We start from the raw sequence: 19,910 nt of genomic DNA, 5'->3' as shown, positions 1-19,910 counted from the left end.
ATTACGGAACCCCGGCTATAGTTTTACCGTGGTGGGCACCGTCCAGTTCTTTTTAATGTTGATGGATTCCTTGTAGGCAAATACCTTCTCCGGCTGTTTTTTGGGGGTGCCATAGTATACGCCCGTGTCCCACCTGCCATTCCGGTTCTCGTCTACCAACACACGGATCTCGTACTCCCCTGGCTGAATGAGGCCACGTTCCCACTTCCAATCTTTGTTGATCACACCGGAATATTTGACCTCTTTACTTGACACCAGCTGCACTACAAACTGGTAGCCGGTGTCTTTGGGCAGCACCAGGTGGGCGCTGTCTCCTACAGAAAGGGCAATTTTAATAGTGCCGTAATCATCCAGGCTTTTGGCGGTGAAGGTTACGGTGTCTGCCTTGGCGGTTTCCAGGCCGGAGGTGTCTGCTGCAAATCCTTTGGGAAGGATCAGCTCATAAGGCATGCCGGGCTTCCAGTTATACACCATTTTGAAGGTTTTGGCGGTGGTATCTGCCATATGCAGGGTAAAGGGCACGCGTCTGCGCAGTGTATCTTCCAGCAGCTGTATATTGGCTGAGTCCAGCCTCCTGATGGGAAAGTTGAAGCTGAGGGTAAGGGAATCTCCCAGCTCCTGCTGCCCGCCGTTGAGCCCGGCCGTTACCTGCAGCCGGGGTTTGGGGGCCTTTTTGCCCGGTGTGGGGGCCGGTGGTTCTGCGGGGAGCTCTTCGTCTTCCTGGTGGCGTACCGTGTCTATCTCCTTGAAAAGGGCCATGTTCACTTCTTCCATATTACCGTCCAGGTGCAGTGCACTGTCTGCAAAAGCGATCATTTCCGTGCGCTGAGTATATTGAAAATCTTTGTCTTCTTCCTTGAGGGCAAAAATTCGGTAGGTACCTGGTTTCAGGTTCTTGAAGCGGTAAGAGCCGTCTCCACGGGTTTTGGCCAGGTAGAGGGGTTTTTCCTTGGATACCACAGAATCTTCCATGCTGGAGTACAGCATCACGGCCACGTTGCTGTCAGGCTTGCCGGTTTCCGCCACCAGCAGTTTGCCGGTGATCTGCAGGGAATCAAGATAGTTGCCGGTAGATACCACGTACTGGAAATCTTCTATAGGATTGCGCTCGTTCACGTCCTTTACGGCATCACCGAAGTTAAAAGTATAGGTGGTATTGGGCTGCAGGGAGTCTTTTACCACCATGGTAATGGTGCGCAATTTGGCCGTAATGGTGGGAGTGCGTTTCAGGGTGGGGGAAACGATGAGCTTTTCAATCACATTGTCCAGCTCCACATATTCGTTGAACTGGAAAACGATGCGCTGCGCATTGAAGTTCAGGGATGAGTCTTTAGGCGCCACATGCAGCAGCCTGGGCGGCAGGGTATCCCTGGAGCCCCCGCCGGGCGGAACTATATTTGCACATTGGGTAAAAACGCTGCACAAAGCCAAAACGAACAGGGAGCCTAGCCAGCCCCGGAAATTCTGATTCATGTTTCCTATCCTGTAATTATATGATTTGCAAACTTACTCTTTGTTGATCATTCTTCCTCTTCTCCCTCTTCCACCAGTGAATGCAGCGCCACTTCCAGCTTGTTGTCTTTCACGAAATTGCACCATTTGCAATCTTCCTTCCCGCAGCCGGTATAAAACTCCTTGTTCTGGATCTTCATCCAGGTATCTGTGAGCTGATGGGTAACAGTGGCAATGTCTTCCGGCCGTATATTAGTTTTTTCCTTGAAGTATTGCTTCTGCCGGTTCGGCTCCACAAAATCAAATTCCGTGCTAACTACCTGCCAGTTCTTCTGTTTGTAGTTATCTAACAAAATTTTATAAAATACGGCCTGCCGCCAGTAGTCTCCGCCGTCCGGATTACGGGCGTCAGGGGCGTCAAACTTGCGGAGGGTCTTCTTCGTTTTTTCGTAATCGCCCGTTTTGTAGTCTACCACGTTCACCTCATTGCCATTAAATTCCAGCTTGTCTATTTTCCCTTTAACGGGAACGCCGTTCACCACTACGTTACGGATGTTGCGCTCTATGCTCACCACGGTGTTCCATTCATGGATGTACCGGTCATAATAGGCGTCCAGGATGTCTTGTCCGTATTCCATTCTCCGGGCAAAGGCTTCTTTGGTAAAACACTCCCGGTTACGGAGCATGCTGTACCTGAAATCCTTGATAAATTCGTCCTTGGAAGGGAAGGCATTGCGCTCCTGCATTTTCTGGAAGAGCTTTTCCAGGGCAAAGTGTACGGCAGAGCCGAATTCCGTGCTTTCCGAACGGCCAACGGGCACGCGTACCAGGTTCTGGTAATAAAAGGCGAGGGGGCAGCGGAGGTAATTGTTCAGCGCTGTTACGTTCATGGTAAAGCCGTTCAGCAGGGTGTCTATAAACAACTGGTCTACCTTCTCAATTTCCGGCGCCAGCTCCTTGCCGTATTGCAGCGCCTCAAATTCAAACAGCGTTTCATCCGGCAGCTCCACTTTTTGTTGCGGCAGTATATGAGATTCCAGTATTTCAGTGATGAACATGCTGGGCTCCAGCGGCTTGCCGTCCTGCCTGAACTCCGGGTAGCTGATATAGAGGTACTTTTCAGCCCTGGTAATGGCCACATAAAAGAGGCGGCGCAGCTCCTGCTCGTCTGTAGACACGGAAGCTGTGGTAAACACCGTTTCCGGGAAAGTGAAGCCGGCGTTATTTTTCTTTTTGTTTTCCCAGAGGTGGCGGTTGGTGCCGGCCATGAACACGTACTCGAATTCCAGTCCCTTGGCGCCGTGGGCGGTGAGCAGGTTAACCCCTTTTTCGTTGCCGGATACCTGTACCAGGGGAATGGAAAGACCGTTGTCTTCCATCAGGTCTACCGTGTCCATCAGCGTAATGATGTTCAGGTCGGGATTGCGATGGGTTTCATCTTTTACAAAATCGAACAGGGCCTGCAGCACCCGCATCAGCCATATTTTTTCCGGAGAGGCCATGATGTAGGTGAGTATGCCGCCTTCGCTCACAATATTGGAAAACAGTTGCTGCAGGGTTACGTTATGCGCGTCCCCTATCCATTTTTCCAGCAGCTTGCCCAGGCGCATGGCCTCCGGGTCTGGCGCCAGGGAAAACAGCGTGGGGTTGCGGGTTTTGTTCCATTCCTGGAGAAACTGGCGGATGGAGGTTTTTTCGCTGTAGCCTTTTTCCGCTACCTGTATGCTGATGCGCGCGGCCTCTATGGGCGGCACTTTGTAAAAATCGTAATGGAGTATCTCAAACAGCAGGTCGTCTCCGCTGTATGGGGTTTCCAGCTCGCAGGCAATATACCGCATAATGTGGATCACCTTGCGGGCAAAAGGTATCTCGAAGAGGTTAAGATTGCGTTTGGAATAAAAGGGCAGGCCTTTCAGGCGGAAGTACTGCGCCAGCTCCTCCCCGTACTTGTTCTCTTTATAGATCACCGCCACTTTGCCGGGCTGCACGCCCTTGCGGAGAATTTCTTCCACTTCCGTAGTGATGGCGGCCATCTCGTCTCGCGGGGTGTTGAACCGCCGTATTTCCGGCGCAATATCCAGCCGGGCCAGTTTTTCATTGGAGGCCGTAAGCTGTTTGCTGAGGCCCGGCAACTTGTCTACCAGGCGGGAGCCGGCGTTCTTTTCAATGAGCGTCATGGAAATGTCCAGCACGTTTTGCACGGAACGGTAGTTCTGGGTAAGCACCACGGCCCGCAGATCTTCAGTGAACTTGCGGGCAAACTCTTCCATGTTCTCAATATTGGCGCCCTGGAAGCGGTAAATAGACTGGTCGTCATCTCCTACCACAAATACGTTCGGCTTCTCTTCCCCGCTGGTGAGCAGTTCTATCAGCCGGTTCTGCGTACCGCTGGTATCCTGGTACTCATCTACCAGTATATATTGAAAGCGCTCCTTATAATCAAGCAGCAGGTTGGGGGTGTCTTCAAACGCCCTGATCACCCAATTGATCATGTCGTCAAAATCATACCGGTTGGCTTTGAGCATCATCTGCTGGAAAATATCAAACTGCTCTACGGCAGCCAGCAGGCGGGCCATTTTTTCCCGTTCGGCGTTCAGCTTTTCTTCCTTCAGGTCTCCTTTTTTGAACCGGCCGCTGGCCCTTTTGTAGATATAGTCTTCATGCTCCGGCAGGCCGGCTACATAGGCTTCTACTTTTTCGCGGATGAAGGGTACCGTCCAGCCCTCCCGTTTCATGGTAGAAAACAGGTTGGCCAGGTTGCGCATATCAAAGTATACATCGCCGCGGTAGCGCTTGAGGGGATTATCTTTCGAAAACCCGTCTATCAGCTTCTTCAGCAGTTCTATCTTTTCAAGATCTGAGATGGGGTCCAGCACATTCTTGTCGAAAAGGGAAAGGTTGTCCTGTATCACATCGTTGCAGAAGGAGTGGAACGTATGGATGTTGACACGGTAGGCATCCGGGCCAATAAAGTCTGTGAGGCGCCTGCGCATGGCCACGGTGCCTGCGTCCGTATAGGTGAGGCAGAGAATGTTATGCGGTAGAAAATCCGTATCCATCAGAATTTTGCCGATGCGGGAGGCGAGTATCTGCGTTTTACCCGTACCCGGGCCGGCAATTACCATCACCGGGCCTTCCGTATTGTCTACCGCTTCGCGCTGCCGCTCATTGAGCCGGTCATATACTTCCCGGAACCGCTGGTTATGTATCTGTGAATCTTTAATGCTCATATTATTTCAGGTACGCTTCGTTCACATAATTTTTTACTTCTTCAAAGGGTACAAACAAGGTGATCTGCCCTACAGCATAGGCTGCAATTTCATAGGGCATATAGTTGAACACGGCGCCTTTGTCTGTGATATAAAAATTATTGTTGGGCTGAATACGCGGTTCAAAGAGGTACCGTTTGTTGAGGGGCTCTTTGGCCGGTACAGCATATTTTTTGCGAAAGGCCTTTTCCAGCGCGGCGCTCAGGGCGGGTTGGCTACCCGGCTTGAATACGTCTGACACCTGCAGTACCTTTTTCTGTGCCAGGTCAAGCACGGTGTAGCTGCTGCCGTAATTGCCATGGGCGCCGCCGGTAAAGCTGTAGTCTGCATTCTCGAATACCAGCAGGGGCCAGGTGTTCCATACCACCCGTGTTTCTGTTTGCGCATCCCAGTTCCAGGAAGCACCGATGCCCTTGTTCAGCTCGTTGGTGTCTACATCGTCCCGTACGGCTTTATAATCCCGGAGAAAGGTATCTATGGGCTGTCTTACGATCTTTTCCGGCTCAGCCGGGGCACCACCCGGCGTGAGGGTTTTCCTGATCAGTGTCAGGGATGACTCGTCTGCCCCGCCAATGGGCCACACCATGCTGCACATGGCCAGTCCCTGGGGAGATTTCGGGTGGGTGGGCAGTAGCATTACGGAGTCTGAACTGGTGAACACTTCAAACAGCACGGCGCCGGTCGTATCTTCCCTCAGGTCGAAGTCACAAGCGCCGCCTTTGCCAGACCAGGTGCCTTTATAGGTGCCGTCTGCGGAGAGTGTGCCTTTGAAGGTATTATCTTGGTCAGGGGTAGCATATTCCGTAAAGCTGAGCTGTGTGCTGTCTTCCACGTTGTGAAACAGCTGGATGGGGATGCCTTGTTTGTCATAGGCATACCAGGCATCGAATGCGGCCGGCCCCGTTCTGATGAGGTGCATGGTTACGGGTTGACCTGCCAGGCTGCCTTTCAGCCGCTTGTAATATACAGAAGGAGCGGGTCTGGAGGCAGCTACTGCCGCGCTGTCACCCTGCTGACCGCCGGCGTGTTGCCGCTGGCCGGGAAATTGGCAGGCGAAGAGCATGATTGCCAGGAAGGCGGATAAACCGTAATATAACTTCATGAGGCCACATTTAAAACAGGTGTAAATTACCACTTATAGAGATACAGGTCAGCATCCGGGGGTGTATAAAAACGTAATTTTGCAAAAAAAGGTAACAGATGATCAATCAAAAGATAGCAGATCTGCGGCAAGACTACCGGCTGGCCACCCTTCACGAGCGGGAGGTGGCGGCCAGTCCGTTGCAGCAGTTTGAGCGTTGGTGGGAGGAAGTGATAAAAAGCCAGGTAGAGGAGCCCAATGCCATGACGCTGGCCACCAGCACGCCAGACGGTAAACCCTCCGCCCGCATTGTGCTGCTCAAGAGCTTTAATGAGCAGGGTTTTCTTTTTTTTACCAATTATGAAAGCCGGAAAGGGAAAGAGCTGGCGGAGAACCCGCAGGCCAGCCTGCTGTTTTTCTGGCGGGAGCTGGAGCGGCAGGTTCGTATAGAGGGAACCGTTATAAAAGCCCCTGCGTCAGTGAGTGATGAGTACTTTAATTCAAGACCGGCGGGCAGCAGAATAGGGGCTATAGCTTCTCCGCAGAGCGAAGTGATTGCAGACAGGGAAGTGCTGGAAGCAAGAGTGCGTGAGCTGGAAGCCGGGCACCTGGAGCATGCACCGCAGCGGCCGGGGCATTGGGGCGGGTACGTTGTACAGCCGGAGGTAATGGAATTCTGGCAGGGCCGCAGCAGCAGGCTGCATGACAGGTTGCGGTATACCCTGCAGGCCGGTAATGCCTGGAAAATAGAACGCCTGGCGCCCTGAGGACATAAAAAAAGGAACCCGGTTATCTGCATGCAAACAGCCGGGTTCCCCGTTATAAAGGCTTGCCGTTGGTTAAGCCTTTTTTTCTGCCTTGGGAGCAGCAGCTTTCTTGGTTTTAGCCGGACGGCTTTTACCGAATGATCCGTTAGAGATCTTACCTTTTTTGGTTTTGATATCTCCTCTACCCATGATTTTTATAGTTTAATTGATGAATGATACCGCCGGGAAACGCCCCTGGAAGGGAGCCCCGCCGGCTGCAAAAATAAAAAAAGCAAGAAACAAATAATGTTCCTTGCTTAAATAAGTTGGGTCGCCAACTCTTAGAGCTTGTCAGACAGGGCTTTACCAGCTTTGAATTTAGCTACTTTTTTAGCTTTGATCTTGATGATCTGGCCAGTCTGGGGGTTTCTACCGTTACGGGCAGCACGTTTAGAAACAGAGAAGGTACCGAAACCTACCAAAGTTACTTTACCACCTTTTTTCAGGGTATCGGCAACAGCTTTAGTGAAAGAGTCCAAAGCATCGTTAGCTTGGGTTTTGGTAACGCCCGCGTCTTTGGCGAGTTTGTCGATCAATTCGGCTTTGTTCATAGTTAGTTAAGATTTAACTAGTGAGAAAATGTTTGATGTGAGCAAATATAGCGCGTTTTACAAGATTACCAAATTTTTAAAACTTTTTTTTGTCGGCTGAAAAACCCTACTGGTAACGTTTATAGCTGATTGGACTAAAAAACCCGTTGTTCCTGAACGCCTCATTTTTTTCCTGAAAGCAGCTACTGTATTGAGTTTTAATACATCTCGCCATAAAACGCCTGTCTTCACCAACTATTGTACCAAAGCGGCGAGCCCTTGAAAACAGTGAATTTCCTGTGGATAAGTTCTATGTTTAAACCACCTGCATAACAGTTCTGAAAGCTACCAGCTGGTCTCCGAACATTTCAAAAGTCTGCTGCCGGAAGCGGGGTGCATGCTCCTGCAGATAGGTGTAATAATTCTCCAGGGTGTCCGTCCAGTACTGCACGGCATACGTGGGGCCGTCTGTGTCATCCTGCTCCAGGAGGCGGCAGATGCGGTAGTCGTGAAACAGGCCGGTTTCCATGATGGCCGGTACATGTACCTGCTTCATCCAATCCAGCCAGCTGTCCTTAATGGCTACGGATACTTTTACAGTAACATTGTAAATGATCATATCTCTTTCAGTTGAAGGTATACCGGGCAATGGTCCGAGTGTTTCACCTGTTGCCAGATGCTTGCGTCCGCAAGGCGGTTCTGCAGCGGACTGGTTACGTTGATGTAATCTATGCGCCAGCCTTTGTTATTATTGCGGGCATTGGCACGGAAGCTCCACCAGCTGTACTGGTCCGGCTCCGGGTGAAAGCGGCGGAAAGTGTCTACAAAGCCGCTTTCGAAAAGTTTGGTCATCCAGGCTCTTTCTTCCGGCAGAAAACCGGAGGAGTCTTTGTTGCTGACCGGGTTGTGAATGTCTATGGGCTTATGGGCAATATTATAATCGCCCATCACTACCAGGTTGGGCCTTGTTTCGCGGAGCAAGTGGAGGTAGCCGTAAAATTCATCCAGCCATTGGTATTTATAGGCCTGTCTTTCGTCTCCGGTAGTGCCGGAGGGGAAATAGGCATTGATAAGGGTGATGTCCCCGAAATCGGCCCGTATCACCCTTCCTTCGGCATCACTTTGCATGTAGCCGTTGCCATATTGCACATGGTCTGGATTTATTTTGGTGAGGATGGCCACGCCGCTATACCCTTTTTTCTGGGCGGGATACCAGAAATGCTGGTAGCCCAGCCTGTCGAATTGTGCGAAATCCACGTTTTCCCGGTGGGCCTTTATTTCCTGCAGGCAGATCACGTCTGCGGGGTCTGTGCTGAGCCAGTCTGTAAATCCTTTTGTCATGGCCGATCGGAGGCCATTGACGTTATAAGTGACAATTCTCATGGTATGTGTAGCGTTTGCCGCAAAAATAAGGGGGGCAGGGGCAATAAAAAAGCGCCTGTCTTTTCAGACAGCCGCTGTAAGAACGAAGGCGTTCTGCGAGGAACGCCTTCAAATACCTGGTTGTTACAGGCGGAGCAGACCGCCCAACAGCCCGTTGAGCAGGTTTGTAACGGGCGCCAGTAAGTTGTTCAGGCCGCCAAGGCCGGGCAGGCTGCCGCCGCCGCCGGTACCGGGTAAGCCGGGTACGGAGGAAAGCAGGGCGTTGGTGTCCAGTTGGCCGGCCACGGTGATTTTTCCATCTACGTTGGAGATACTAAGGCCGAGGAATCCGCCGTTAATGTCTTTAGCAACGGTAGTGTCAAGTTCCTGGCAGCCATAGTGCTGAGCTTGCAAGTTTTCCATATGAGGGGGTTTTGGTTAAAAAACATGTTTGTGGGGACCGTCATCTCCGGGTCATTGACGCTGCACGAACATTACACACAGGAGAAAAACAGGCCGGTGAATGACCGGCGGGCATTCATTTTCCAACGAATTAGCTGTAAATTACTACACCGCAACTGATCGTTTGCTGTTCATTTTGTTCATTTTGAGGAGGCTAAAACCCCTGCTGTTCATTCTTTGAACGGTTTTGATCTTTTGCAAGTGATTAACAAAATATCCGGGAAATAGCCCTCAAATTGAGGCCATGCCGCCCGGAATGAAAGCGGCACGGGCAATGCAGGCATATTGTCCCTGATTTTGACCATTGGTTACATCATCCGAACATGACAAATAGCTCCCGGCCCCGCCATCTTTGGACAACAGGTCCCCTTCTTTGTATATGCCTGCTTTGCTGCCTGCTCCCGGCCGGTGCCCAGCAAAACGTGATCCGCACCCTGCAGGTGGAATTGCCGGCATACGGGCAAGACAGCCTGCAGTATGCCAATACGCTGAACCGCATCAGCTCCCTGTACCTGGTGCAGCACCTTGACAGCAGCCGCCATTACGCCGAGGCCGCCCGTTTGTTGTGCGAAAGGCTGAAGTACCCCAAGGGACTGGCTGATGCATACATGAACCTGGGGGCCTGTTTTACCTTTCAGAACAATAATAATCTTGCCTACCGCTTTTACCAGGAAAGCCTGCAACGGTACCGCAACCTGGCAGACTCTGCCGGTATCAGCCTCGCCCTCGCCAATATTGGTTCCTATTATTATTACCAGGGCCAAAACCAGCTCGCCGTGCCTTACCTGCAGGAAGCCGTTTCCATAGGCAGCAGGCTGCTGCGGGACTCCCTGTGGGTGCCCGTGTTGAGCAGTTATTACCTGGTGTTCTCGCGTGACAGCCTCCGGCAAGACTCTGCCCGGTGGGCGTTGCACAAGGCGCATGATATAGCCACCCGTTACCACGACGGCCGGATGATTACCTACACCGGGCTTTTCCTGGCGCATGAAAGAATGCAGAACGGGCAATTGCAGCAGGCTATGGAAGATATTAAGGGGCTGGTACAGGCGGCCATGCCACTGGGGCTCACCTACCTGGCCGTATATGGCAACGCGCAGCTTGACCTGTATGCTTCCTACGCCGGGATGAAAGACTCCGTGGTATACCGCGAAAGAATGCTGGAAGCCGCCATCAGCGGCGGTTACAAGCGCCTGGTGATGGCGCCGGTAACCTCATTGTACCGGCACTATAAAAAAGCAGATCCTGCCCGGGCTTTTCACTTTGCAGACCTGATGTGTGAAATTGGCGGACAGCAGCAGGAATTGCGGGCCAAGGGAGAACTGGACTACATGGAATCTTTTATACAGGAAAAAGAAACCAGGGCCCTGCACCTCAACAATGCGCTGAAGCAACAATCATTGGCCGCAGGCCAGCTGGAAATTACCAACCGCAACCTGCTAATACTGTTCTTCATTGTGGTGGTAGTGTTACTGGCATGTCTGCTGGTGGCCTTTTTGCGGGTGCAGCGGAAAGCAGTGCTGAGAGACAAACGGTACAAGGAAGTGAACCAGCTGCTGCTGCAAAAGCACCGGGAGCTGCAGCACCACGATGATTTCAAGAACAAGCTGCTGAGCATACTGGCACATGATTTCCGGCTGCCGCTCAGCCAGATCATTAACATCACCGACCTTTTCAGGAGAAGTGACATTCCCCCTGAGCACTTTCGGGACATGGCTTTCAGCATTGCATCTACCGCCAATGAAACCCTCCAGTTGTTTGAAACGGTACTGCAATGGGTCAAATCACAGTTAACGGGCTTTGATTATGTGCCTTCCACTTACCATGTGAAAGAGTTGCTGGATGAGGCGCTGGAGCCGCTGGAGGCAGATATCAGGGATAAAGGGATATTGCTGGAAATGGAAGTGGAAGAGGAGTTGACGGTGAAGGCGGACCGAGAGATGCTGCAGTTCGTGAACCGGAACCTGCTTCACAACGCGGTCAAATATTCACGGCGGGGCAGTCGCGTTGCTATCACCGCCGTTACCCGTAAAGAGCGTGTGCTCGTTACTGTTACCAATGAGGGAACGGGCATTCATGCTATGGATATGCCGTATATTTTCAACCACCGGGTACCAGGCAAGCTGCTGCGTGAAACCGGCAGGGGAGCAGGTTTAGCGCTGATCATCTGCAAGGATTTTATTGAAAAGATGCAGGGGGCCATTACGGTGCGGAGTGATGGGGAGAACTATGCTACTTTTGAGTACGAGATGGAGTCTTAAGGAAGGTGTTAACACCTCTTTCAGAATGAACAAAATGAACGATTGTTAATTCACCATGCTGAGCTATTTTGCACCTGTTAACACTATTTGTTTAACCCACAAACATGAATATGAATAGGATTTTTTTCAGCAAGCGCACCATATCTCCGCTGGTGCAAACCGGTAAGGCTACCTAAGGTACCGGCGTCATTTCAGGGGTTCATTTTAGTAAGTTGCCGGTAATTGCATTGATATTACCTGCAAGGAAAAGTATGTTAATCTAAAACCAGACCAGTGAAAAAAGAAAGATCAACAGGTTGCCTGAAAGGGCAACTGTCAGAAACCAACTTCATCGGGGATTTTCCTCCAGATCATAGGCCAAGAAAGGGTTTGAGCCGGATATTGATGCGCCTTTCCGCACATTTTTACAAAGAGCCAGGCCCTTTGCGGCGCCGTGTTCCATCATCGGGTTTGACGGACTTCACTGGAAATTCGCTGTCTGTGTAGATACGTTGGAAGAAGCAGCCGCACTGAGTTTGAGTGGTTGAGCTGAAGTGGAACGCTTCAGAAATGGGGTTGCTATGTTCCAATGTAATGCCGGGCAGGAGCTGTTTCGATAAGGGCGAGAGAGCGGGGTGGGAAGCAGTGGGATGTTTCCGGGTTGAATCGGCGTTCAACGCTTTGCCTTGATGCCTGGAAATTGATGCCTGGAAAGAGAATAGGGAATCTAATCAGGTCTGCGCAGTTGAACCATTGTCTTTATACAACCTGGAATTGCCTGCGGTACGGCATGTAGCGCAATATCGTTGCCTGACATGCCGGAACGCTCAAAACAAGCGAATTATTCTCTGGCGCAAGTGCCGAAAGGTGCGGATTTCTTTGACCGGGGCGGATGCTCATTCACGGGTGCTCTTCTCCTTTCGCCGAATTTTGGGTTTATGCGAAGAAGCGCCCCGGTCTTCACTTTTATCCTCAGACTTTCTGCTCTACATAAAAGGGTGACGGCTCATTCAGGAGGCTAGACATACGGATGGTGTTACCACTTCGCACTTCAGGTAGCCATCACCACGTTTATCGTTACTGACAGTCGATCACTTGTGAGAGGCTTGCCGGTGAAGGGTGGCCGGTTCCCGTTGCAGATTATGGGGTTACATGTGCTTGCAGGTTTTTATTGATTTTGATCTGGAGCAATGGATACTTTAATGTGGGCAACGGGGCAGGCATTCCTTCCATGCATAACAGACTTGCGCGCCGGCCATCCACCACCGGCAGCCTCTTCACTTTTCATCAGAAATAAACGAACTGCGCTGTTCCGCTCCTGTAAGGGAGGAGAGCAGATACAACTTCTTTAATACCTGCAAATGGAATTTTTTTCTGCTCACTGTGTAAAGGGACGATGGCTCCTTGAAGAAGACATTCATAAACAAATTGTGCTGGACAGTCTGGCTTTTATGGTGGCTAATAAACGTATCTGGTTATACGGCTTTGTCATCCTGCCTGGTGAATTTCACTTGCTATGGCAGCAACAGCCTGCCTGGGAACAAAGAAACGTCCGGCAAATGCTGCTCAAATTCACAGCCCATCAGATCAAACACCGGCTAAAAGCCGTTAACCGCCGGGAACTCGAAACTTACAGAAGTCCTCTCCGGGACAGGCAATTCCAGTTTTGGGAGCGGTATGCAGAGGCCCTGCCCGTCACCGCCGCCGAAACCGTCGTAGAAAAGCTGCAGCAGATGCATGACGCGCCCGTTGCAGCCGGCCTTTGTCACCAGCCTGAAGCTTACCGGTTCTCTTCGGCGGCATTTTATGAGCAGTCCGCCGCCGGCGAATATGGGGAAGGAGTGTTTATACAGCCGCACACCGGCCGGGGGCCGGAGGCATTGGCTGCGGTGGGGCGGCCGGGAGCGGCTTCAGGCAGTCTGTTTCCTGAACCCATGTTCGCCGGGCTGCTTACGCATTACCGGCAGTATTTTCCTCCGTAACAGCACAACAGTCATCTATTCTCATTCTCCATAGAAAATAACAGCACGGCCGCGGAGTCTTCCCCGGGGATGCTTGATAGATATGGCATAGCAATCAAAAAAGGCCGGCCCACGGGTTCTCCCGTATAGCCGGCCTTTTTAGTATCGTTGGTTTTACTGGTTATATCTAACCTTTAACCAGCGTGCCCACGTTCCTGCCCATGATCACATGCAGCAGGTTACCCGTTTTGTTCATGTCAAACACAATAATGGGCAGCTTGTTTTCCTGGCAAAGCGTGAAAGCGGTCATATCCATCACATTCAGTGATTTCTGGTATACTTCGGCAAAGGTTATGGTCTCATACCGGGTGGCAGCAGGATCTTTCTCCGGATCTGCAGTGTAAATGCCATCTACCCGGGTACCCTTCAGAATAACATCTGCCTGTATCTCAATGGCCCGCAGAGAAGCTGCGGTATCCGTTGTAAAATAGGGATTGCCCGTACCGGCGCCGAATATTACCACCCGGCCCTTTTCAAGGTGCCTGATGGCCCTGCGCCGGATGTAAGGTTCTGCGATCTGCTCCATCTTGATGGCTGATTGCAGCCGGGTGTACATGCCGGCCCGCTCCAGGCCGCTTTGCATGGCCATACCGTTAATAACGGTGGCCAGCATGCCCATGTAGTCACCCTGGGCCCTTTCAATGCCGGTTTCCGCCTCATTCATTCCCCGGTAAATATTACCGCCGCCAATTACAACGGCCACCTGTACTCCCAGGTCGGTTACGGCTTTAATATCCTGCGCATACTGCGTTATCACTTTCGGATCAATTCCATAATTACTATCTCCCATCAGAGACTCACCACTCAGCTTGAGCAGAATTCTTTTGTACTTTGGCAACATGTCAGCTATAATTATTGTAAGATTTGTTATTGGGATAGACGGCCAAATATACAAATCCGTTCCCAATATTATCCCCTCGAAATGTATATGCAAAAAAAAGGAGAGAATTTTTCGTTCTCTCCTTTTGTATCGTTTACCGGGTTTATCCTAATGCTACACGCTTGAAAGTAGTCACTTTCAGTTCTCCGTCTACAGATTTCAGGTGGTCCGCAACAGACTTGTTACCGTCTTTTACGAAGGCCTGCTGCAGCAGGGTGCTTTCTTTGAAGAATTTATTGATTTTACCCGCGGCAATTTTCTCAGCCATTTCAGCGGGTTTGCCTTCAGCTTTGATCTGCTCAATGGCAATTTCTTTCTCGCGGGCTACCAGTTCCGCGGGAACGCCGTCTGCATCTACTGCAATCGGGTTCATGGCCGCAATCTGCATGGCAATGTCTTTGCCGGTTTCTTCACCAACGGGTTTGCTGAAGCCAACCAGCACGCCCATGCGGTAGTTACCGTGGATGTAAGCGGTTACGGCGGCAGCTTCAACTCTTTCAAATTTGCTCAGGGTGATTTTTTCACCGATTTTGGCTACCTGGTCGTTTACTTTGTCTGCAACGGTAGCGCCGTCAAGCGGGGCTGCGTTGAGTTCTTCAACGGTCTGGATGTTGTTGGCCAGGGCCAGGTCCGCAATAGATTGGGCAAACTTCACAAAATCCTCATTTTTTGCCACAAAGTCTGTTTCGCAGCTCAGTAACACTACTACGCCGGCTTTTGCGTCTGCTGTGGTTTTGGCGATCACAACGCCTTCTTTGGTTTCACGGTCTGAACGCAGGGCTGCTACTTTCTGGCCTTTTTTGCGCAGGTAGTCTACTGCTTTTTCAAAATCACCATCTGTTTCCACCAGCGCCTTTCTGCAATCCATCATACCGGCTCCGGTTTGCTGACGGAGTTTATTTACGTCCGCGGCTGTAATTGTTGCCATGATATATAATCAGTTTATAGAGTTAATATGTAATTACGCAAGAATTATAATGTGAATCGTGAACGACAGGTATCATTCACGATTCACTATTCTGACTGTATGATATCAGATTATCTGGCAGGGCCAGGTTTGCCTGCACCGGAGGGGCGGAATCCGCCACCGCCGCCGGGACGGCTGCCACCACCCGGACGGTTGCCGCCGGGACGGTTACCACCGCCGCTTCTGCCGGCTCCGCCGCCGCGGTTACCACCACCACGGTTGCCACCGGGACCACCAGGACCGCGCTGACCGCCGGGGCCCGCGCTTCTGCCGCCGGGACCACCGGGCCTGCGGCCTCTTTCACCACGCTCATCGCCACCGTCCAGTTCAAACTTGCGTACTTTGTTGTCTGCTTCTTCTTCTTCCACCTCATCGGTTTTTTCTACTGCCCTCTCAGCCAGGCCTTCAGCAATAGCTGCGGCTATATAGCTAACAATGATGGCAATGGATTTGGTGGCGTCGTCATTTGCGGGAATAGCAAAGTCAACTTTGGTAGGGTCGGAGTTGGTATCTACCATACCGAAGGTGGAAACGCCCAGGCGTTTAGCTTCAGCCAGCGCAATGTGCTCATGGCTGATGTCTACGATGAACAGGGCTGCCGGAACACGTGCCAGCTGGGAAATACCACCCAGCACTTTTTCCATTTTTTCCTTATCACGGGAGAGCGTCAGGCGCTCTTTTTTGGTAATGTTATCGAAAGTGCCGTCTGCCAGCATTTTTTCAATGCTCTGCATTTTCTTCACGCTCTTGCGGATAGTGGCAAAGTTGGTCAGCATACCACCCAGCCATCTTTCCGTTACGTAAGGCATGTTCACGCGTTTTGCAGCATCGGCCACAATTTCTTTCGCCTGCTTTTTGGTAGCCACGAACATGATCTTTTTACCGCTCTTTGCAATGGATTTCAGCGCAGCGGCTGTTTCCTGCAGGCCTTCAACGGTTTTGTTCAGGTCTATGATGTGAATACCTTTCTTTTCTGCGAAAATATAAGGCAGCATCTTCGGGTTCCACTTTTTCTTCAGGTGACCGAAGTGTACACCGGCTTCCAGTAACTGCTGCTGTAATGAAGTATTATTTTCCATGTTGTTTTAATCAAATTGATGGTCAAGAATTGAATGCTGCAATCATTAACGTTTAGAGAACTGGAAGCTCCTTCTTGCTTTGGCTTTACCCGGTTTCTTACGTTCAACAGCCCTGGGATCACGTTTCAGCAGGCCGGCCGCTTTCAGCGCGGGGCGGAATTCAGGGTTGATCTCGCACAGTGCGCGCGCAATACCCAGTTTTACCGCTTCTGCCTGGCCTTTGATACCACCACCCTGTGCATTCACTTTTACATCGAATTTATCCAGCGCGTCAATGGTCTTGAAAGGCGCCTCCACCTGGTTCTGCAGGTAGATCAGCGAAAAATATGTTTTATAATCCTTGTCGTTCACCAGAATGGTGCCGGTACCCTTGCTCACGTATACGCGGGCAACTGCTTCCTTACGACGACCGATAGTATTTTTTTGTTTTTCCATTATTCAGGTGTGATTAGAAAGTTAAAGACTGCGGTTTCTGAGCAGCATGCGGATGTTCCGCACCAGCGTAAACAAAAAGTTTTTTGTACATCGCACGGCCCAGGCGGTTTTTAGGCAGCATGCCTTTAACAGCCCTTTCAATCACCACTTCAGGGCGACGTTTCAGCAGGTCTTTGGCGGTTTCACCTTTCTGGCCACCGGGGTAACCGGAGTAAGTCAGGTATTCCTTGTCGTTCAGTTTGTTGCCGGTGAAAACAACCTTTTCGGCGTTGATCACAATGATATTGTCGCCACAGTCAGTATGAGGGGTATAGTAAGGTTTGTTCTTACCTCTCAGTATGGCTGCTATCCTGGCGCTCATTCTGCCCACGGTCATGTTGGTGGCATCCACTATGTACCAGTCGCGCTTTACGTAAGCGTCGTTCGCAGATTTTGTTTTAAAACTTAAAGTATTCATCGCTTTAATAAAATGATAATTAAATATCGCCCTGTTTGGGAGTGCAAAGCTAAGATGGAAAATGAATAAAACCATCAATTTGGAGGCCTTTTTTGGGAGGCGCCTTTGCAATTGATTGATTTTCAATAAAAAATTTGACCAAGAGTTATCAACAGGTTATTAAACGGCCGGTTTTAAAGGCTTCTGGGCATAAAAAAGGCCGGAAACCCGGCCTTTTTAGTAGTTTTCAATGCTTTAGTTGCGGTCACGCGCACCCAGATATATCATTAAGTATTGTAATAATATAACAATAGAGGACACAGCTGCCACCACATAGGTCATGGCAGCCCACCAAAGAGCGTCCTTTGCCTTGTCATGCTCCGCCTTATATGTCATGCCTGTACTGTCCAGCCAGGCCAGCGCCCTTTTGGAGGCGTCAAACTCCACCGGCAGCGTCACCACCGCAAAAAGGGTAGTTACGCCAAACAGTATAATACCGCCCAGCAACAGGTTCGGGAACACATTGATCAGCAAAATGCCCGCTATCAGTACTATCTGTACCAGCGAAGAGCTGATCTGTACGGCCGGCACCATTTTAGACCGGAAGTTCAGCCAGGCGTAGCTGGTGGCGTGCTGCACGGCGTGCCCGCATTCATGGGCCGCCACGGCCGCTGCCGCCACTGTGGCGCCGTTGTACACGTCCGGGCTCAGGTTTACGGTTTTATCCGTAGGGTTATAGTGGTCACTCAGGAAACCCTGGGCAGATATTACTTTTACATCATATATACCATTATCCTTTAGCATCTTTTCCGCTACTTCCTTGCCTGTAAGCCCGGAAGAAAGCGGCACCTGGCTGTATTCCTTAAACTTGCTCCGCAGTCTGAAGCTGACCAGCGCACTGATCCCCACAAAAATGAGGGATACGATCATAATTCCTGGAGTCATCTGTTATTGTTGTTTTAGATTGTTGACATAAAATTACCCCTATTCATCATCAAATCCCCTACCATTTAACCGATTTAACATTTTTTGAACGAAACCGACCGGTTACGCATATTTTTTGTCAGCAGTAAAAAATTAACACTGACACTTTGACTGGAACCGACCACTTTTTGACCTCTTTTTATACGTGCTTTATATATATAATATGATATGATTTTAATATATGAATCCTCTCCCGGCCACCCTTAGCTATCAATAATTTACAGCTTTTTATAAGAAATTATCTACAGGCGAAACAGGCTACAATAGGGGGTTCCAGCCGACTGACTGCCAACGGAATTAACACTTTAAAAGTTATTAACATCCTTTAAATAAACTTTTTTATTCTCATCCCATTTAGTAATTTAGTCCTGAATTTAATGGGTTAGTAAGTAGAAAGAGTCAGCGGAATCCTCCGTTGGCTCTTTTCTCATTTAAAGGATTTCGGACAGCGATTTTTTCTTCTTTTGAGTAGACATTCATCTTTTTCTGCAACAAAAATCAGTTCTCCTTTTTTTCGTCTTACTTTGTTGCATGAGTAAAATCAAAACAGCTTTTTTTTGTCAGAATTGTGGATATGAATCAGCCAAATGGACGGGTAAATGTCCTGCTTGTAATCAATGGAACACTTTTGTAGAAGAAAAGGTTCAGAAGGAATTGCCTTTACACCGGCAGGAGTGGAAAAGTACAAAAGCAGATCAGCCGCGTGCACCCAAAGTGGTACACCTGGACGCGGTAGAAGGCATAGAAGAAAAGCGATGGCTCACGCCAGACGGTGAGCTGAACCGCGTGCTGGGTGGCGGCATAGTGGCAGGCTCGCTGGTGCTGGTAGGTGGAGAGCCGGGCATCGGCAAGTCCACACTTTTTTTGCAGAACGCATTGATGTTGAAGAATATTAAAACCCTGTATATCAGCGGAGAGGAAAGCGAACAACAGATCAAGATGCGGGCAGACCGGCTGAAGATCCGGAACGACCAGTTTTATTTGCTGACGGAAACATCTACACAGGCTATCTTCCAGGAAATACGGAAGCTGGAACCCCAACTTGTAATAGTGGATTCTATTCAAACCCTGCAATCTCCCCTGATAGAATCAGCCCCGGGGAGTGTTTCGCAAATCAGGGAAACAGCTGCGGAAATGCAGCGTTTCGCCAAAGAAAGCAATACGCCGGTTTTTCTCATTGGGCACATCACCAAAGACGGTTCCATAGCAGGCCCCAAGGTGCTGGAGCATATGGTAGACACAGTGCTGCAGTTTGAAGGAGACCAGCACTATGCCTACCGTATACTGCGCACCATCAAGAACCGCTTTGGTTCTACCGCCGAGCTGGGTATTTATGAAATGACGGGACAAGGGCTGCGCCAGGTAAGCAACCCGTCTGAAATACTGATCTCACAGCGTGATGATATGTTGAGCGGCGTAGCCATTGCTGCTACCATTGAGGGCATGCGGCCTATGCTGGTTGAGGTGCAGGCCCTGGTTACGCAGTCTGTGTACGGTACACCACAACGTACCGCCACCGGTTTTGACCTTCGCCGGCTGCAACTACTGCTGGCCGTGCTGGAAAAACGCGGTGGTTTTCACTTTGGTGTAAAAGACGTGTTCCTCAATATTGCCGGAGGCATTAAGGTGGAAGACCCATCCATAGACCTGGCCGTGCTCTGTGCGTTGCTTTCTTCTTATGAAGATGTAGGTATTTCCCACAAAAACTGTTTTGCCGGAGAAGTGGGCCTTAGTGGCGAGATAAGGGCGGTGAACCGGATAGAGCAGCGTATAGCGGAGGCGGAGAAGCTGGGCTTCGAAAAAATATTTATCTCCAAATATCATAAGAAAGGGCTCGATTTCAGTAAATTCAATATTGAAGTGGTACCGCTTGGAAGAGTGGAAGAAGTGTACCGCCTGCTATTCTAAC

General features: G+C 50.3%; 18 protein-coding genes. 4 read left to right on the top strand and 14 right to left on the bottom strand.

Features of this window, described 5'->3' with window-relative positions:
* Nucleotides 1-15: 15 nt before the first annotated feature.
* The 3 genes from ABDW36_RS02885 to ABDW36_RS02875 are packed head-to-tail and all read right to left on the bottom strand — an operon-like array spanning nt 16 to nt 5,823.
* Nucleotides 16-1,473 (bottom strand): Ig-like domain-containing domain, encoded by a 1,458-nt coding sequence (locus ABDW36_RS02885; protein WP_343700372.1) that lies wholly within the window; start codon nt 1,471-1,473, stop codon nt 16-18.
* A gap of 47 nt (nt 1,474-1,520) precedes the next feature.
* The gene (locus ABDW36_RS02880; RefSeq protein WP_343700371.1) at nt 1,521-4,682 is read right to left on the bottom strand and encodes an ATP-dependent DNA helicase; all 3,162 of its coding nucleotides are present in this window, start codon (nt 4,680-4,682) and stop codon (nt 1,521-1,523) included.
* A gap of 1 nt (nt 4,683) precedes the next feature.
* Nucleotides 4,684-5,823 carry a DUF3298 domain-containing protein gene (locus ABDW36_RS02875; RefSeq protein WP_343700370.1) on the bottom strand — a complete coding sequence of 380 codons (1,140 nt, stop codon included), beginning with the start codon at nt 5,821-5,823 and terminating at the stop codon, nt 4,684-4,686.
* A 98-nt stretch (nt 5,824-5,921) separates the two neighbouring features.
* Between ABDW36_RS02875 and pdxH the strand changes: the two genes are divergently transcribed.
* Nucleotides 5,922-6,569, top strand: a complete 648-nt coding sequence (gene pdxH / locus ABDW36_RS02870; RefSeq protein WP_343700369.1) for a pyridoxamine 5'-phosphate oxidase — start codon at nt 5,922-5,924, stop codon at nt 6,567-6,569.
* Nucleotides 6,570-6,641: 72 nt separating this feature from the next.
* Here pdxH and ABDW36_RS02865 read toward each other — a convergent pair whose 3' ends face one another.
* From ABDW36_RS02865 to ABDW36_RS02845, 5 genes are all read right to left on the bottom strand, one after another.
* Nucleotides 6,642-6,758, bottom strand: coding sequence for a 30S ribosomal protein THX (locus ABDW36_RS02865; protein WP_123846266.1), 117 nt, complete (start codon nt 6,756-6,758; stop codon nt 6,642-6,644).
* A 131-nt stretch (nt 6,759-6,889) separates the two neighbouring features.
* On the bottom strand, nt 6,890-7,159 hold the full coding sequence (locus ABDW36_RS02860) for an HU family DNA-binding protein (RefSeq protein ID WP_074241463.1): 270 nt from the start codon (nt 7,157-7,159) through the stop codon (nt 6,890-6,892).
* A 295-nt stretch (nt 7,160-7,454) separates the two neighbouring features.
* Nucleotides 7,455-7,757: a DUF4286 family protein gene (locus ABDW36_RS02855; RefSeq protein WP_343700368.1), complete on the bottom strand. Its 303-nt coding sequence runs from the start codon at nt 7,755-7,757 to the stop codon at nt 7,455-7,457.
* A complete protein-coding gene (locus tag ABDW36_RS02850) occupies nt 7,754-8,521 on the bottom strand; it encodes an exodeoxyribonuclease III (RefSeq protein ID WP_343700367.1) in 768 nt (255 codons plus the stop codon). Before ABDW36_RS02850 ends, ABDW36_RS02855 begins: the two co-directional genes overlap by 4 nt.
* Before the next feature lie 123 nt (nt 8,522-8,644).
* A complete protein-coding gene (locus tag ABDW36_RS02845) occupies nt 8,645-8,923 on the bottom strand; it encodes a hypothetical protein (RefSeq protein WP_343700366.1) in 279 nt (92 codons plus the stop codon).
* Between the two features lie 461 nt (nt 8,924-9,384).
* On the opposite strand from ABDW36_RS02845, the gene ABDW36_RS02840 reads away from it, so the two are divergent.
* Nucleotides 9,385-11,220 carry a tetratricopeptide repeat-containing sensor histidine kinase gene (locus tag ABDW36_RS02840; protein ID WP_343700365.1) on the top strand — a complete coding sequence of 612 codons (1,836 nt, stop codon included), beginning with the start codon at nt 9,385-9,387 and terminating at the stop codon, nt 11,218-11,220.
* Nucleotides 11,221-12,560: 1,340 nt separating this feature from the next.
* The gene (locus tag ABDW36_RS02835; RefSeq protein WP_343700364.1) at nt 12,561-13,181 is read left to right on the top strand and encodes a hypothetical protein; all 621 of its coding nucleotides are present in this window, start codon (nt 12,561-12,563) and stop codon (nt 13,179-13,181) included.
* 166 nt (nt 13,182-13,347) lie between these two features.
* Here ABDW36_RS02835 and pyrH read toward each other — a convergent pair whose 3' ends face one another.
* The 6 genes from pyrH to ABDW36_RS02805 all read right to left on the bottom strand — a co-directional run bounded on the left by pyrH (nt 13,348) and on the right by ABDW36_RS02805 (nt 17,962).
* Nucleotides 13,348-14,061, bottom strand: coding sequence for a UMP kinase (gene pyrH, locus ABDW36_RS02830; protein ID WP_119077860.1), 714 nt, complete (start codon nt 14,059-14,061; stop codon nt 13,348-13,350).
* A 142-nt stretch (nt 14,062-14,203) separates the two neighbouring features.
* Entirely contained in the window at nt 14,204-15,028 is an 825-nt protein-coding gene (tsf, locus tag ABDW36_RS02825) for a translation elongation factor Ts (RefSeq protein WP_343700363.1), read from the bottom strand.
* 110 nt (nt 15,029-15,138) lie between these two features.
* Entirely contained in the window at nt 15,139-16,146 is a 1,008-nt protein-coding gene (gene rpsB, locus ABDW36_RS02820) for a 30S ribosomal protein S2 (protein WP_343700362.1), read from the bottom strand.
* A gap of 45 nt (nt 16,147-16,191) precedes the next feature.
* Nucleotides 16,192-16,581, bottom strand: coding sequence for a 30S ribosomal protein S9 (rpsI, locus tag ABDW36_RS02815; protein WP_343700361.1), 390 nt, complete (start codon nt 16,579-16,581; stop codon nt 16,192-16,194).
* Between the two features lie 13 nt (nt 16,582-16,594).
* Nucleotides 16,595-17,038, bottom strand: coding sequence for a 50S ribosomal protein L13 (gene rplM, locus ABDW36_RS02810; RefSeq protein WP_343700360.1), 444 nt, complete (start codon nt 17,036-17,038; stop codon nt 16,595-16,597).
* 234 nt (nt 17,039-17,272) lie between these two features.
* A complete protein-coding gene (locus tag ABDW36_RS02805; protein WP_343700359.1) occupies nt 17,273-17,962 on the bottom strand; it encodes a zinc metallopeptidase in 690 nt (229 codons plus the stop codon).
* 570 nt (nt 17,963-18,532) lie between these two features.
* Between ABDW36_RS02805 and radA the strand changes: the two genes are divergently transcribed.
* Complete coding sequence (gene radA / locus ABDW36_RS02800; RefSeq protein WP_343700358.1) at nt 18,533-19,909, top strand: DNA repair protein RadA; 1,377 nt, start codon at nt 18,533-18,535, stop codon at nt 19,907-19,909.
* The last annotated feature ends 1 nt before the right edge of the window (nt 19,910 follow it).

The sequence above is a fragment of the Chitinophaga sp. genome, assembly GCF_039596455.1.
Classification (GTDB): Bacteria; Bacteroidota; Bacteroidia; order Chitinophagales; family Chitinophagaceae; genus Chitinophaga.
The sequence above is the reverse complement of the archived record's forward strand: the minus strand, read 5'-3'. Positions and strand labels throughout refer to the sequence as shown.